Genomic DNA, 13,208 nt, shown 5'->3' on the forward strand with positions numbered 1-13,208 from the left:
CATGCCCATCGACTTTCTCCGGCCCTGGCTGCTGCTCATGCTGCCACTCGCGCTCTTGCCGCTGTTGCCGAGACCGAGCGAGGCGTTCGCTTTCTCGTCGGTGAACTGGCTGCCAGCGGATACTGTCGGCGCGACCGTCGAACACCTGCGGCGTGCGTGCGCGGTGCTCGCGATGCTGGCCATCATCATCGGTCTCGCGGGACCGGGACGTTCACATCTGCACGTCTTGCGCACGAGCACGGCGGCCGACATTCTCATTTTGATGGACCGTAGCGCGAGCATGGACTCGGTGATGTCGAAGACGCCTGTCTCCGAACCGAGCGGCCAGTCCAAGAACGCGGTGGCTCGCCACTCGCTCGAACGCTTCGTCGCCGAGCGACCCGACGACCGTTTTGCCTTTCTAATGTTCGGCATCAGCCCGGTTCTTGCCGTACCGTTCACGTCGAATCACGAGATCATCACGCAGGCGATCTCAGGCACGGGAATAGGCCGCGGCATGCCGGATACGAAGCTCGATCGCGGGCTCATCGCGGCGATCAAACAGTTCGATGGCAGGCAATACGCGGGCCGTCGCGCCATCGTGCTGGTGTCCGATGGCGGCGCGCATCTCGATGCCGCTGCACGCGCGGCGATCAGCGAAGGCCTTGCGCGCAATCAGATCGCGCTTTACTTCGTGTATCTGCGCAGCGGCGTCTACAGCCCCGATCTGACGAAGATGGCGCCCGCCGACGACGCCTCGGCCGAAGCTGAACTGCATCGCTATTTTCAGACGCTGGGCTCGCCGTATCGGCTGTATCAGGCGGAGGACGCGGGCGCAATGGCCGCCGCCATGTCGGAGATCAACAAGCAGCACAACGCGGTCGTATCTTTCGACGAGCGCTTGCCGCGGCAAGACGAAAGCGCGTTGTGCTATGCCGCCGCATTGCTCGGTTGCGCGGCGTTGCTTGCGCTGCGCGCGGTTCAGGTACGGAGCTGGTCATGAAGCGATTGGCCGTTCATCTTGCCTTCGGCGGCGCAACGCTCGTGTTTGCAGCAGTCGCGCTCTTCGACTTCGCGACATTGCAGCATGCGCATGCTGTCGCGCGCGCGGTGTCGGCGGTAAGCGCCAAAGGCGCGCAGCCGCAGTCACTGGACGATGCCGCCCAAGTTCGGCTGGCGCGTGCGGTCGTATCGTCGAAGGCGGGCGACTACGCGGGCGCGCAGAAGCTTTACGACTCCGTGCTCGTGCAGGACAACGATGCCGCGTTGCAGACGGCCGCGCTATTCGATCTTGCCAACATGTCGTTGCGTCAGGCGGCCGGTCCCGATGCGGGCGGTCCTGTTCGCTCGCTGCCGTTGCTCGAACAAGCCAAGGAACGCTATCGCTCCGCGCTGCGGCTCACGCCCGACGACTGGGACGCGCGTTATAACCTCGAACGCGCGTTGTGGCTCGCGCCCGAGGGCCAGACGAGCGACGAAGAGCGCGACTACAAGCATCAGGCCACGGTGAAGGCGCGTGGCGCGCAAAGCGAGGATCTGCCATGAAGGCAGTCGCGGCGACACTTGCGTTCCTTCGGCGGCGACACTGGGCCACGGTAGCCGCCGTGCCGTTGCTGCTTGCCGCCGTCTGGATGCCCGGCGTGATGTTCCAACGCGACGTGTTCAGCTATATCGTCACTTTCGATATCACGCAGAGCATGAGCGTCGAGGACGTGGGCGTCGTCGGCGGCGCGCCGATCAGCAGACTGGACTTCGCGCGGGCCGCGATGCGCGAAAGCATCGAGCATTTGCCGTGCGGCTCGAAGATAGGCTGGAGCATCTTCACAGGCCAGAGCACCTTGCTTCTGGTGCCGCCCGTCGAGGTGTGCGCCAACTTCGATGCGTTGCTTGCCTCGCTTGCCGGTATCGATGGCACGATGCGCTGGACCAACTGGAGTCGAGTAGCCGAAGGCGGTATCTTCGCGGCTGTGCGTACGGCGCGCAGTATCGGGCAAGACGCCAGTGTTCTCATGATCACGGACGGCCAGGAAGCACCGCCCATTCTTCCCGGCGATCAGCGCGTGCGCGACATTCCACGCTCGCAACTCAAGGGTTGGCTTATCGGCATCGGCGGCGATCAGCCCGCGCCCATCCCGCGAACGGATAAAGACGGCAATCGTATCGGCTACTGGCGCGCCGATGAAGTCATTCAAGTGCCGACACAACCTGGCGCGAGCGTTCAAGTCGAGAGTCACGAAGAGTTGTCGGAATTGCGCGGACAATATCTGGCGTCGATTGCGAAAGAAATCGGCTTCGATTATCGACGTTTGCGATTGCCGCAGGACTTGCTGATGGCCATGACGGATGCGCGCTTTGCGCATTCGGAACGCGTGCCGACCAAGCTGAATTGGATTCCGGCAGCGCTTGCCTTGCTGTTGCTCGTGTGGCGGTTTTGGCCGGAGCGTTGGGTGAAAGGCATGCGGCGCGCGCGACGCTGACTGTAGACGCACGCCGCCTGATTGCAACGCCGTCTTCAAACCGCGGAACCCTTCCGCTCCTCTTGCCAGCACCGCAAACCGAATAACGGCAGGACGCCATACGCGTGATCGAGCATATCCGAGAGCATCGCCTCGTACGGCTCCCAGCGTATCTCGTCGAGATAGAGACAGATTTCCAGCGCGACCACCGGCGCCGCTGTCTGGACATGACGAATCACGAGCGGCATGTCGCGCCGCACCGCCGGATGATCGCGAAGATAAGCGCTCAGATAGCGACGATACAACCCAAGGTTCGTGCGACGCTCGCCTTCGAAAGCGCCCACCGGCAAGCGGATGGCGTCGTGCATTTGCGCGAGCATTGCGTCGTCGGGGAAGCGCACGGTATCGACATCGAAATGAATCGCGTGTTTCAAGCGCCTCCCGCCCGACTCGCTCATGCCGCGCCAGTTCTTCACGCTGTTCGTGAGCAAGAGCTGACTTGGCAGCATCACGATGGTGTTGTCGAAGTTGCGTATCTTGATGGTATTCAACGCGATATCGATGACCGTGCCATCCGCGACGAATCCCGGCACTTCGATCCAGTCGCCCACGCGCAGCATGTCGTAGGCTGCCAGCTGGATGCTGGCCACGAAGCCGAGCAACGAGTCACGAAAGATGATGATGAGCAACGCCGTCACCGCGCTGAGGCCGGTGAGCAGATAGACCGGCGAACGCTCGATCAAGAGCGAGACCACGGAGATGAGCGCGACGAGATACACCACGATGGTGGCGATCTGCAGAAAGCTCTTGATTGGCCGCTCGCTCGCAGTTGGAAAGTGACTATAGCGTTCGTCGATGCTGTCGCGCAGTGCCAGCGCGGCGCGCAGCAGCGTGTAGACCATGTAGCAAGCGGCGAGAATGCCCAATGGCCGTCCGAGCACCGCGATAAACGGTATTGTGAGACCCGAGAGCGTCGGCGCCGATGCATAGACGATCGCAGCGGGCACGAGCGGCGCAAGCCGGTGAAACACGCGATGACGCTCGGCGGCGATCAACCACTTGCGCCCTTCGTTGCGCGTGAGCCGGCTGACGATCATGAGCATGATCCAGCGCGTGAGGTAGTAGCAGATCGCGCTTGCCAGCAAAATGGCGAGCAGCAAGGCGGCCACGAGCATGACCGCGACCAGCCAGCTATCCGTGTAGACGTGGAACTGCCAGTCTGGTCCGCTTTCGACACGCAGCATATTCTCGAACATGTACTCTCCGGAACAGGCGAACCGATGTTGGGCAAGAGGCCTTTCGCACGGTGGCTATTTTAGTGGCGGCAACAGCACGGACTTAGCGCGCCAGGCCGCATGAGAAGCGCATGCCCCTATCGTCGAAAGAATGTAGAGGCTAAGAAGCCGCCGACGCCTGTCGCACGATAACCCGATCTGCGCAAGACCTGCTTTTCTTCGATGCCTTGGAAATCTGCGGAGCAGACATGCTCGACAATAGTCCCGCAATAGCGCACAAGCGCTCAGAGACGCTCGATGCGGGAACATCGCGCCAGGGTTGCTGGTTGAGAAATTCGCGTCAATTGCCCGACGAGCGCACGGTGACGGCGAATGCGGCGGGTGTCTCGCCGTTCGTATCGTCAGGCATCGGGTCGAGGCGTTGAACGGCGCGCAATGCCGTTTCGTCCCATTGCGCGTTGCCGCTCGAATGTACGATGGACGCGGACAGCAACGCGCCATTGGGCGCACAGCGCGCGCCGATCACCGTTTCGAGTCCGGCCACGCCATTGGTCCACGCGATATTCGTCCGCACGCGCCGTCCGACGCGCTCGGCGTAGCCAACCGTTGCGACGGGTTCATCCGCCTTTGCCGCAAAGCGGGCAACCTGCTCGCCAGAAGAAGCCGCAGCGACGCTCGGCTTGTGCGTCGCCGGTTCACTGACCAACCACTGTATCGACACGACGACGCCAACGGCCAGAAGCCACGCCCAGCCGCGCAGCTTCCCGCGCTTGATAGTCGCATTCGATTCACCGATCGACGAACGCGAACCGACCTCGCCCCAAGCAGCCGATTCCGGGAGCTGTTGCGCAATCGTCACGTCGTAACCGCGCCGCGATTCGGCATCGCTCAGGACGGCGTAGGCGTCGTTGAGCATCTTCATGATTCTTGTCGCGTCCGGACTCGTGTTCCTGTCGGGGTGATAGCGCTGACTCAACGCCTTGTACGCCGCGCGAATGACTTCGGGCGGCGCGTTGTGCGTCACTTTGAGATTGTCATAATGCGTGTGCGTCGAAGCCATCGCTGACATGCCGTTTTCCTGAGCCTGTCTGGATAACGGCAAGCGCCTGGGGAAACCTTAGCGATGACGGTGTGCGAAAGCGGCGCGCGCGCCAGGACGACTTAGCGCGACGGCACGACGCTTATGCGCGCCCACGTCGATCTCGATATCGACGCGGGCGGAACGATGTCCGCCCGCGTCCGTTCTGCCTTACAGCCCGGCCGTCCAACGCAGGACCGGCTCCTCCGTGCCATCCGGAAGCGACCACGTTCCCTTGGAGCTGAAGTCCCACGTAGGACCGAAGCTCGCCGGCGTGGCCATTTGCGCGCTCGTCAGACCGCTCGAAGCGGACATGGCCTTGCCGCTGCCGACACCCGCTGTCGCGACAGACGTTTCCTTGTCCCAGAAGACGTCTTTGGCAATCGCGCCGCTATTCGTGCCCGCAATGGCGCCCGGCTTATGCGACCCCGTGCCCGGCGAAAGCGATGCCGTGCTGTACGACTGGCGAATGGTGCCGGTGTTGTTGCCCACCAAGCCGCCGATATATGCGCCGCCATTCACGATGCTGTGCGAATACGACTGCTCGATGGTGCCGCTGTTCACGCCCGCGAGCCCTCCGATCGTCGCTGTTGCGGCAGCCGTCATGAAGTTGATGGTGTACGACTGGCCGATGTAACCATCGTTTTCGCCGACTAGACCGCCGATTTCGCCATCGCCATTGACTTGCGCGCCGCTCCACGAACGCTCGATACGTCCGCGGTTAATGCCGACCAGTCCCCCCGCTGCCGTGGCAGCACCCGTGGGTTTGTTGACGATGCCCGTGCTCGCGACATTCACCAGGTAGCCGTAGTTCGTGCCCGCAAGCACACCGACCGGACCGCCCGACGACGACGCGGTGGCGCTATCCACCAGTACGTTGCGCACGATGCCGGTCGGGCCGACCACGCCGAACAAGCCCGTATTCGCTCCGCTCGGAATGTTCAGATCGCTCAGCAGATGCCCCATGCCGTCGAACTGACCGGTGAACGGTTGCGCCGCGCTGCCGATGCCCGAGAGGCCCGTTGCGCCATCCAGCTCCAGCGACGAGCCGAGTGCGTAAGTGCCGCCGAGATTGTTCTTCACGGCGTGCAGATCGGCAATCGAATTGACGAGCTGATAAGCCGTGACCTGCGTGAGCAGACCGCTGAACGGCGCCGCGCTCCAACTCGCGTTGCCATGCACGGTTCCGGGCGTGTAGCTGCCGGTCATGTCGTACAGCGCGGAGACGATACCCGTGCTGTGCGACCAGTCGAGCGTGCCGCGATTGGTCACGCTGCCGCCGTTGTCGACCGCGCTGGCGTCCGCACGCAAGGTGAGACTGCCCGCGCCCGTGTTGGCGATGGTCGCGCCCGGCGCGATGGTCACCGTATGCCCGGCGTCGAGCGTCAGCGACGAGGACCCGTTCCACCGAATATTCGATGTCACGTTGATGTCACCCGCGCCCTTGGTGGCATCCGCGCCATTCGCATGGACCGTGATCGATGTTCCGCTGCTCAGGTTCGCGGCCAGCGTGCGGGCGGGCGCTGCGTCGGCGGTAAAGGTCGGGGCCGTGATGTTCCACTGTCCCGCGCCAACTTTCGCCTCGCTCAGCTTAATGGCGTTGCCGGTCATGTCGACGGTGCCGCCGCTGCCATCCGCGTTGCGCGCGGAAATCGTGGCGCCGCGTGCGTCCACCGTACCGCCTTGCGCCACGAGCCACACGTGGCCATCGCGCGTTTCGGTGCCGGTGGCGCGCAGTGCGCCCGACTTGCCCGCAAGCGCGAAGATGTTGCCGTCGGCCGCTTGCAGGCTGATCAGCGCCGCCTGGATCGTGCCCGAGTTGGTCACGTCGCCGCCCGTGCCCGTCGTCTGCACTCCAACTTGCTGGCCATATGCGCTGTCCGCAAGCACGACTTCGCGCGCCGTGACGAGTTCGGCCGTGCCCTTCGGCGCGTTGATCGATCCGGCATTCATGACGCTCTTCGCCGAAATGAGGAAGACGTCGCCGCCCGACGAACTGATTTTCCCGAGATTGATCACGCTGGCATTCGAACTGCCGCCGAGCGTGAAGTAATCCGGGCTGTTCATGAACGAGTCGTTATCGGTATCGAGTGTCGATGCAACGAAGCGTCCGCCGGTCGTCACCACGCCCGTCGGCCCGATGAGCACGCCATGCGGATTGATGAGGTAGACGCTGCCGGTGCTCTTGAGCGTGCCGTAGATTGCCGACATGTCGTTGCCGGTGACGCGGTTGAGAGTTGCGCCGGTTCCGTTGTTGATGGAAACCGTATTGCCCGCGCCGATGGAAAAACTCGTCCAATTGATAATGCCGTTCGTGCCCGACTGCTTGATATTCAGGGTTCCGCCGCTTTGTGCGATGGTTCCCGAGCCCGCGACATATTTACCGCCTTGAGGAAGAGGCGGTGCAGCTTCGGCTCCCGGCGCGTGAAGGAAACTGCCAGCAGATGCAAGTGCGATGAGAAGTGGAAGAGCCCGAACTGTAAAGCCCGGTGCGCGAAACGTAGAGACGCAGGCCGCATCGCCGAGCGTCGAGACGCCCGCGAGACGGTAAACAAAAAGACGCATACCGCCCCCAACAGAGTGTTTCCCCGATTTAATCGCTAAGTAGACAGCTTTTTTTAGTTGGTAGTGCAGTGTAACAGAGCGTAATGTCCATATCGAAAGACGAAAGATGATCGTTTTCAGGGCTTGCTCAACGGGCTGTAATTATGCTTACGAGTTCTTTAGCGATAAGCGTGAAATGCAAACAACGGGGAGTGGGGATAATCGGTAATTTCAACGCGTAATGACGTCCTTCAGTGCGGACGCCGGCACCATGATCGCGCGCTGGATGTATTCGTGCCCCGACATCGTGCGGTAATGAAGCACGATGTCAGGCCCGGCTTCGATCGCGAACGATCACGTCTTGGTGAAATCGTTTGATTTTCCCAACGCGTAGACCGCCCGCGTCGAACGAGTCAACACTACCCTCCCCGCGCATTTCGAGCCTGTCGATTCGTTGGGATTATTTTTCGCTTCATCTTTGGCGCGCTTCGGCGGCCCATGCCTCGGCATCGACGCCAGCGGGAATACGCATCGGCGCCGAGGGGTCGGTGGCCGCGCGCCATACCGCTTCGGCAACGTCCTCCGCGCGCGTGGTCGGCGACGCGGTGTCCTGGAACTGCTCGAAGACGCGCTTGACGAGATCGGCATAGGCCGCGTGCTCCAGGCCATGCATATGCGCGCGCGCGTTGTCGCCAAATCGCGTGTCCGGCGCGCGGCCCGGCAAAACGAGGCGCGCGCGCACGCCGAACGGTTCGAGTTCAAGCGCCATCGACTCGGTGAAGGCGTTCACCGCCGCCTTGCTCGCGTGATATGCGCCGATCAGCGGCAAGGGCTTGATGGTCACGCTCGACGTCACGTTGACGATAACGCCCGCCCCGCGCTCGCGAAACTGCGGCAGCACGGCTTGCGTCATTGCAATGGTGCCGATGGTGTTGGTCTCGAAGATGTCGCGCACCGTGGCAATGGGCACGAGTTCGGCGGGCGCCGCCGCGCCGACGCCCGCGTTGTTGACGAGGACATCGATCGGTCCCGCGGCTTCGATTGCCGCGCGAATGCTTTCGGCGTTCGTGACATCGAGCGGCAAGATGCGCAGGTGTTCGGACGGCGGCAGAACATCGGTGCGCGGCGTGCGCATCGTCGCGATGACTTGCCAGCCGCGACTCAGAAAGTGACGGGCGATTTCGAGCCCAAATCCGGACGAACAACCGGTGATCAACACGGTTTGCATGACGACTCCTTTGAAGTGGTTTGCGTGTGCCACCACAATAGATCGCCGCTCTCGTACTCGCTACAATCGATGATCCAGATTTCATTTGCAGGAGTCCGGCAATGATCGATCCGTTGGCCGAAGTCGTGACGCTGCTCCAACCGGCTGCCAATTTCTCCAAGCTCGTTCATGGTGCAAGTCCGTGGCACATCAGCCGCTCAGACGCAGGCCAGCCGTTTTATTGCGTGATTCTCGAAGGCGGATGCCGTATCTCAATCGACGGCTACGAGCCGATCGAACTGTTGTCCGGCGACTTCATGCTGATTCCCGCCGCTTACGGCGTTGCGGTGTCCAGTCTCGAAGCGCCGCCGCCCGGTTCCGAAACGCAATCGCCCGTTGCGCTCGGCAATGGCGAGTTCAGGATCGGCCCGCCGGATAGCCCGATCGACGCGCGCATGATGGCGGGTCACTGCAGCTTCGGTTCACCCGACGCGGCTCTGCTCGTTTCGCTGTTGCCGCGCTTCGTGCATGTTCGCGGGGAACGGCGGCTTGCCACGCTCGTGCAACTGGTTCGCGAGGAATCGCGCGAACAGCGGCCCGGGCGCGAAGTCGTGCTTTCTCGATTGCTCGAAGTGCTGCTGATCGAGGCGCTGCGCTCGACGGCCGGAACGGACGCGTCACCGGGTCTCGTGCGTGGGCTGTCGGACCTTCGTTTAGCGGCTGCCTTACGCGGAATGCACGAACGCTCCGCGCACGCGTGGACGGTGGCCGAGTTGGCGAAAGAGGCCGCGCTTTCGCGTTCGACCTTTTTCGAGCGCTTCAGTCGCGCGGTGGGCGTGGCGCCGATGGAATATCTGCTCCGGTGGCGCATGGCGCTCGCCAAGGATCTGTTGCGGCGAAGTCAAGGGCGTATCGCGGAGATCGCGCAGCGTGTCGGCTATAGCTCCGCCAGCACATTTAGCGTCGCATTCACCCGGCATGTCGGACGCTCGCCGTCGCAATATGCGCGCGACGGACAAGCGGCAGAAGACTAATTACTTCGATATGCAGATCGATTGCTCATTGCCTGGCTCAATAACGCTCGTTCGACGCTCACGATCACGCGCGACCTCGTTAATCACCTGACGTTATTTATTTAAGAATTTCCACACATCCCACTTCTTTCAAATGCATGAATCGTTTTGCTTCATTGAGAAGAAGAATCTGAAACTGGCGAGACCACGTGCTAACCTTTCCTCAGAACGTTGTATGCGCCGCATTTCGGAGGCCTAATGCTCACGTGCCACTGTCAGTCTTGCGGGAAATTGTTTTCGTCGCAATTGTCGGAAGAGGCACTTCGTTGTGAAGAATGCGAGTCACCTGATGTGGAAGTGCTCGCGGGCTCCGACACGTTGGACAACGACAACAGGAATGATCTATGCAATTCCGAACTCATCTGATATCTATGAATACCAATGAGGAAGCGCAGTGCGGCTTTGGCTCTATGCCCCGCACGCAGAGCGCCTAACATAGCACGCTGGATTTCGTTCCGAGTGCTGCAAGCACTTACAACAGCAATGCGCGACATGCACGTCATTACCGGTTCGCGATTTAGATCAGTCAGAATGGCGCCACTGTGTGACGAGGTCTGTTGCAACGCGGCGCCCGCATCGGCAAAGACCCGCAATCAATGATTAGTCGATCAACGCAGGTCAGAGGAGCACATTGTGACAGGGCGCTTACCGTTGGACGACGAGCAGGAGTTCGCGCTGTGGCGGCCCGACAGCAAGGTTGTCGTGACCAGCAAAAGGCGAATCGTAATCGGGCATAAGGACAGACCAATAGGCAAGTCGCTTGCGCTTCTTCTGTCCACGAGAGGATTCGAAGCAATACACGCAAGCGAAATGGGCGACGCCCAGCGTTTCCTGCAGCACTGGAAAGCTCATGCGCTGCTGCTCGACACGAGAATGGACACGCCACCCGACTTTGAAACTGTCCGGCAGTTGCGTCGAACGGAACACACGGCGGGTTTATTGATCATTGCAATGAGCAACATTCAACCGCTCGATTCGCTGCCATCGATGAAAGAAGCCGGCTTCGACGGTCACGTCCGTCGCCCATGCTCGCTCTGGCGACTCACCGATCTCATCGAAAGTCATTTCGGTATCGTGCCGATGCGCAATCGCCGCTAACGCGAACGATAGTCACGTTCCTTAGGGACTGCACGGCGTGATGTTCGAGGACGCAAAAATCAATCGATTGCAACGCAGAAGTGAACCGCTAGACCTTTCGCGCGACGAAATGCAGCCAGTTCTCGCCGCTAACGTCGGCCAGTTCCGATACTTGAGCGCCGCTATTACTTCCGAAAACGGCCTCGGTAAGCAGGCCGGCCTCGGCACATTGTTGGCGCTGCGTCTGGATATCCGTGTAAAGGATCAGAATGCCGAACCTGTGAGCGGCGCAGACGCGTAGTGCATAGCCGTCGTATTCGCGGTTGAGAGGCGAATAACGCAGATAATTGAACGCCGCCATTGGAAGGTTATATAAAGCTCGCGCGCAGTTGATGCCGAATTCGACGACATTCTCCGCCTGCGAAACATGCGAAGCTTGCGCAAACGTTTCCCTGTAGCCCGGCCCGGCGAGATTGTGGGTGGAAAACAATGCGAGACCGCCTGGCTTGAGCACGCGTGCAAACTCGCTTAGCACTTTGCGTCTGCCTTCACTGTCGATGGAATCGATGCCATTGAAGCTGAACATCACGAGCGCGAAGCTGTTGTCCTCGAATTCGGCCAGGTTGCGCGCATCCATGACACGCACCTGGACGCTCGGATAATTTCTCTGACATATCGCGACCAGCTCGGGCGTGTAATCGACACCCGTGTAATCCGGGCTCACGCGCGACAGCAGCGGCACCGTGCGTCCGCCGCCTACACCGACATCGAGCAAAGGTTGATCGCGTACTTCCGCGCGCACATAAGCGATAGCCGCGGCCTCGCCAGGATCGGTCCAATCGCTCAGCTTGTCGTACCATCGGAGCGCGCTACGGGTGCGCCATGCAGACCGGTTGACGCGGTCTTGCACGGTAAAGCGTTGCTGGGAAAATCCCATACGGCACCCACGCTGAGCGATAACCAGAGAAACCGGAGCGGGGCATTGAGAGTCGGCCGCCACCGCACTTGAATGACAAATGAAGTGTAGCAGTCGTTTAATTTTGCCGCCGGGTTATTCAAAATAGCGCTCGGCATGATAAACGTGCGCGTCAGCCCTGACCAAAAACGGAACTCAGCGGGCATATAAGCGTCTGACCGTTCCTGAGGCGATGCACGTCATCACGCAAAGCCTTGGCACCGGGAAGAAATTTCAGTAGGTTGCCGAATGGCCAGCCAGTTGTCGACGCTTTGCCGGGCGTCGCAACATGACTTTTGGTTTGTTCATACGAAGCGCATGCCGACCAACCTATCACGATATGCTCAAAGACTTAAAACCCTTTGCGGATAACGCTCACGCGGACCAATGCATATCCGTTGATGGTCTTGACCGAGCACGCCGACATCGACCGAACCCATGTTCCCGCAATTCATGGCGATGAATTCGCCGGGTAGGCGCTTTTTTTGCTGCCCTATTTAATCGATCGCCAGTACCGGCAAAGGAACTCTCATGGCCACTCCCGTTTTCGAGTCAGTTCGTCTGGATGACGTTCTGCTCAAGCCCGACCCGATCGACCCGGCGTGGATACTCGAGGGCAATCCCGTCGCGCGCAGCGGTCAGTGGTCGCAGAGTCCCGACACGACCACGACTTCCTGGGTCTGGGATTGCACCGCCGGGCGCTTCAACTGGTACTTCAATGCCGATGAGACCATCTACGTCATCGAAGGCGAAGTCATCATCACGGCCGAAGGTCAGGAACCGCGCACGCTGCGCGAAGGCCATGCCGCGCTGTTCTATGCCGGGACCCATTCTGAATGGTACGTTCCGAAATACGTGCGCAAGCATGCCATCTTGCGTCCGCATATCACCAAGCCTGCGCTGCTCGCGCTCAAGGTGAGCCGCAAGTTCAGCCGCAAACTCAACGGCTCCTTTCCCCGCTCGTCGTTCCGATCGTCAGGAGACGAGAGCGCTTAAGCGCTTATAAAGCCGCGCCCGAGTGATTGCCTCGATCTGCGCGAGCGCCTCGTCCATCTCCTGTGGCGTGTCACGCCCGATACGGCGTTCGAACGCCGCGAAAATCCCCTCCCGCGTGTAATGCCGCACGCAGATAATGAATGGAAAGCCATGCCGCGCGAGATAGTCCGCGTTCATCCGGTCGAGCGCGGCCTCTTGCGCGGGCGTCAGCGCGTCCAGTCCGGCGCCCTTTTGTTCGGCATTCGAATCGCGCGTCATCGTGCCTGCACGAATGTTCGAACCCGACAATAGCGGATGCAAGTTCAGAAAGTCGCATTGGCCTCGCTCGTTCAGCGCGCGGATGACGTCCATCATCGCTCGATGCAGTTCCGGCGCGGAGCCGAACGGCCGCCGTTCCCACGCGCCGCTCGCTGCCTGTGGAAAGTGCTCGAAGACGCTCCCGAAGGCGCGCAGGAAGGTTGCATGATCGAGCGCATTGATCGGCGCGAGATCGATCGACTGAGACATGGAGTGCTCCCGTAAAGCCGGCTTGATCGAGGCCAGGCGTGGATGACGATTACGGGCCGAGTATAGGAAGCGCACGCGCGGCGGGCGAGAACCGCGGCCTT

Annotated in this window: 13 protein-coding genes; 6 read left to right on the plus strand and 7 right to left on the minus strand. The window is 61.0% G+C overall.

The window, feature by feature from the left end:
• Position 1: 1 nt before the first annotated feature.
• From ACYQ47_RS12050 to ACYQ47_RS12060, 3 genes are read left to right on the plus strand one after another with little or no spacing between them, the layout of a single operon-like run.
• A complete protein-coding gene (locus ACYQ47_RS12050) occupies positions 2-982 on the plus strand; it encodes a vWA domain-containing protein (RefSeq protein ID WP_250469580.1) in 981 nt (326 codons plus the stop codon).
• Entirely contained in the window at positions 979-1,524 is a 546-nt protein-coding gene (locus ACYQ47_RS12055) for an MxaL protein (RefSeq protein WP_459905507.1), read from the plus strand. The genes ACYQ47_RS12050 and ACYQ47_RS12055 overlap by 4 nt, the downstream gene beginning before the upstream one ends.
• Positions 1,521-2,456 carry a vWA domain-containing protein gene (locus tag ACYQ47_RS12060; protein WP_459905508.1) on the plus strand — a complete coding sequence of 312 codons (936 nt, stop codon included), beginning with the start codon at positions 1,521-1,523 and terminating at the stop codon, positions 2,454-2,456. Before ACYQ47_RS12055 ends, ACYQ47_RS12060 begins: the two co-directional genes overlap by 4 nt.
• Positions 2,457-2,491: 35 nt before the next feature.
• Here the strand turns inward: ACYQ47_RS12060 and ACYQ47_RS12065 are convergent, their stop codons facing one another.
• The 4 genes from ACYQ47_RS12065 to ACYQ47_RS12080 form a co-directional block, all read right to left on the minus strand.
• Entirely contained in the window at positions 2,492-3,691 is a 1,200-nt protein-coding gene (locus ACYQ47_RS12065) for a mechanosensitive ion channel family protein (RefSeq protein WP_310390802.1), read from the minus strand.
• A 319-nt stretch (positions 3,692-4,010) separates the two neighbouring features.
• The gene (locus ACYQ47_RS12070) at positions 4,011-4,739 is read right to left on the minus strand and encodes a TonB family protein (RefSeq protein WP_310390803.1); all 729 of its coding nucleotides are present in this window, start codon (positions 4,737-4,739) and stop codon (positions 4,011-4,013) included.
• Between the two features lie 180 nt (positions 4,740-4,919).
• Positions 4,920-7,313 carry a two-partner secretion domain-containing protein gene (locus ACYQ47_RS12075; protein ID WP_459905509.1) on the minus strand — a complete coding sequence of 798 codons (2,394 nt, stop codon included), beginning with the start codon at positions 7,311-7,313 and terminating at the stop codon, positions 4,920-4,922.
• Between the two features lie 451 nt (positions 7,314-7,764).
• Positions 7,765-8,520, minus strand: coding sequence for an SDR family oxidoreductase (locus ACYQ47_RS12080; protein WP_459905510.1), 756 nt, complete (start codon positions 8,518-8,520; stop codon positions 7,765-7,767).
• Positions 8,521-8,621: 101 nt separating this feature from the next.
• Here ACYQ47_RS12080 and ACYQ47_RS12085 point away from each other — a divergent pair, with 101 nt between their 5' ends.
• Positions 8,622-9,533 (plus strand): AraC family transcriptional regulator, encoded by a 912-nt coding sequence (locus ACYQ47_RS12085; protein WP_459905511.1) that lies wholly within the window; start codon positions 8,622-8,624, stop codon positions 9,531-9,533.
• A gap of 684 nt (positions 9,534-10,217) precedes the next feature.
• Here ACYQ47_RS12085 and ACYQ47_RS12090 read toward each other — a convergent pair.
• Positions 10,218-10,424 carry a hypothetical protein gene (locus ACYQ47_RS12090; RefSeq protein ID WP_459905512.1) on the minus strand — a complete coding sequence of 69 codons (207 nt, stop codon included), beginning with the start codon at positions 10,422-10,424 and terminating at the stop codon, positions 10,218-10,220.
• A gap of 99 nt (positions 10,425-10,523) precedes the next feature.
• Here ACYQ47_RS12090 and ACYQ47_RS12095 point away from each other — a divergent pair, with 99 nt between their 5' ends.
• Positions 10,524-10,670, plus strand: coding sequence for a hypothetical protein (locus ACYQ47_RS12095; RefSeq protein WP_250511305.1), 147 nt, complete (start codon positions 10,524-10,526; stop codon positions 10,668-10,670).
• A gap of 88 nt (positions 10,671-10,758) precedes the next feature.
• On the opposite strand, the gene ACYQ47_RS12100 is transcribed toward ACYQ47_RS12095, so the two are convergent.
• Positions 10,759-11,586 (minus strand): class I SAM-dependent methyltransferase, encoded by an 828-nt coding sequence (locus tag ACYQ47_RS12100; protein WP_244831559.1) that lies wholly within the window; start codon positions 11,584-11,586, stop codon positions 10,759-10,761.
• A gap of 549 nt (positions 11,587-12,135) precedes the next feature.
• Here ACYQ47_RS12100 and ACYQ47_RS12105 point away from each other — a divergent pair.
• Positions 12,136-12,600 (plus strand): cupin domain-containing protein, encoded by a 465-nt coding sequence (locus ACYQ47_RS12105; protein ID WP_244831561.1) that lies wholly within the window; start codon positions 12,136-12,138, stop codon positions 12,598-12,600.
• Here ACYQ47_RS12105 and uraD read toward each other — a convergent pair.
• A complete protein-coding gene (gene uraD / locus ACYQ47_RS12110; RefSeq protein WP_250469589.1) occupies positions 12,580-13,107 on the minus strand; it encodes a 2-oxo-4-hydroxy-4-carboxy-5-ureidoimidazoline decarboxylase in 528 nt (175 codons plus the stop codon). The two genes, ACYQ47_RS12105 and uraD, sit on opposite strands and share 21 nt — an antisense overlap.
• Between the last annotated feature and the right edge of the window lie 101 nt (positions 13,108-13,208).

The organism is Caballeronia sp. HLA56 (genome assembly GCF_054655155.1).

What these genes read in the sequence shown, in the direction of transcription:
- ACYQ47_RS12050 (WP_250469580.1), top strand. Translation starts at nt 2, where the DNA reads ATGCCCATCGACTTTCTCCGGCCCTGGCTGCTGCTCATGCTGCCACTC.
- ACYQ47_RS12055 (WP_459905507.1), top strand. Translation starts at nt 979, where the DNA reads ATGAAGCGATTGGCCGTTCATCTTGCCTTCGGCGGCGCAACGCTCGTG.
- ACYQ47_RS12060 (WP_459905508.1), top strand. Translation starts at nt 1,521, where the DNA reads ATGAAGGCAGTCGCGGCGACACTTGCGTTCCTTCGGCGGCGACACTGG.
- ACYQ47_RS12065 (WP_310390802.1), bottom strand. Translation starts at nt 3,691, where the DNA reads ATGTTCGAGAATATGCTGCGTGTCGAAAGCGGACCAGACTGGCAGTTC.
- ACYQ47_RS12070 (WP_310390803.1), bottom strand. Translation starts at nt 4,739, where the DNA reads ATGTCAGCGATGGCTTCGACGCACACGCATTATGACAATCTCAAAGTG.
- ACYQ47_RS12075 (WP_459905509.1), bottom strand. Translation starts at nt 7,313, where the DNA reads ATGCGTCTTTTTGTTTACCGTCTCGCGGGCGTCTCGACGCTCGGCGAT.
- ACYQ47_RS12080 (WP_459905510.1), bottom strand. Translation starts at nt 8,520, where the DNA reads ATGCAAACCGTGTTGATCACCGGTTGTTCGTCCGGATTTGGGCTCGAA.
- ACYQ47_RS12085 (WP_459905511.1), top strand. Translation starts at nt 8,622, where the DNA reads ATGATCGATCCGTTGGCCGAAGTCGTGACGCTGCTCCAACCGGCTGCC.
- ACYQ47_RS12090 (WP_459905512.1), bottom strand. Translation starts at nt 10,424, where the DNA reads ATGAGCTTTCCAGTGCTGCAGGAAACGCTGGGCGTCGCCCATTTCGCT.
- ACYQ47_RS12095 (WP_250511305.1), top strand. Translation starts at nt 10,524, where the DNA reads ATGAGCAACATTCAACCGCTCGATTCGCTGCCATCGATGAAAGAAGCC.
- ACYQ47_RS12100 (WP_244831559.1), bottom strand. Translation starts at nt 11,586, where the DNA reads ATGGGATTTTCCCAGCAACGCTTTACCGTGCAAGACCGCGTCAACCGG.
- ACYQ47_RS12105 (WP_244831561.1), top strand. Translation starts at nt 12,136, where the DNA reads ATGGCCACTCCCGTTTTCGAGTCAGTTCGTCTGGATGACGTTCTGCTC.
- uraD (WP_250469589.1), bottom strand. Translation starts at nt 13,107, where the DNA reads ATGTCTCAGTCGATCGATCTCGCGCCGATCAATGCGCTCGATCATGCA.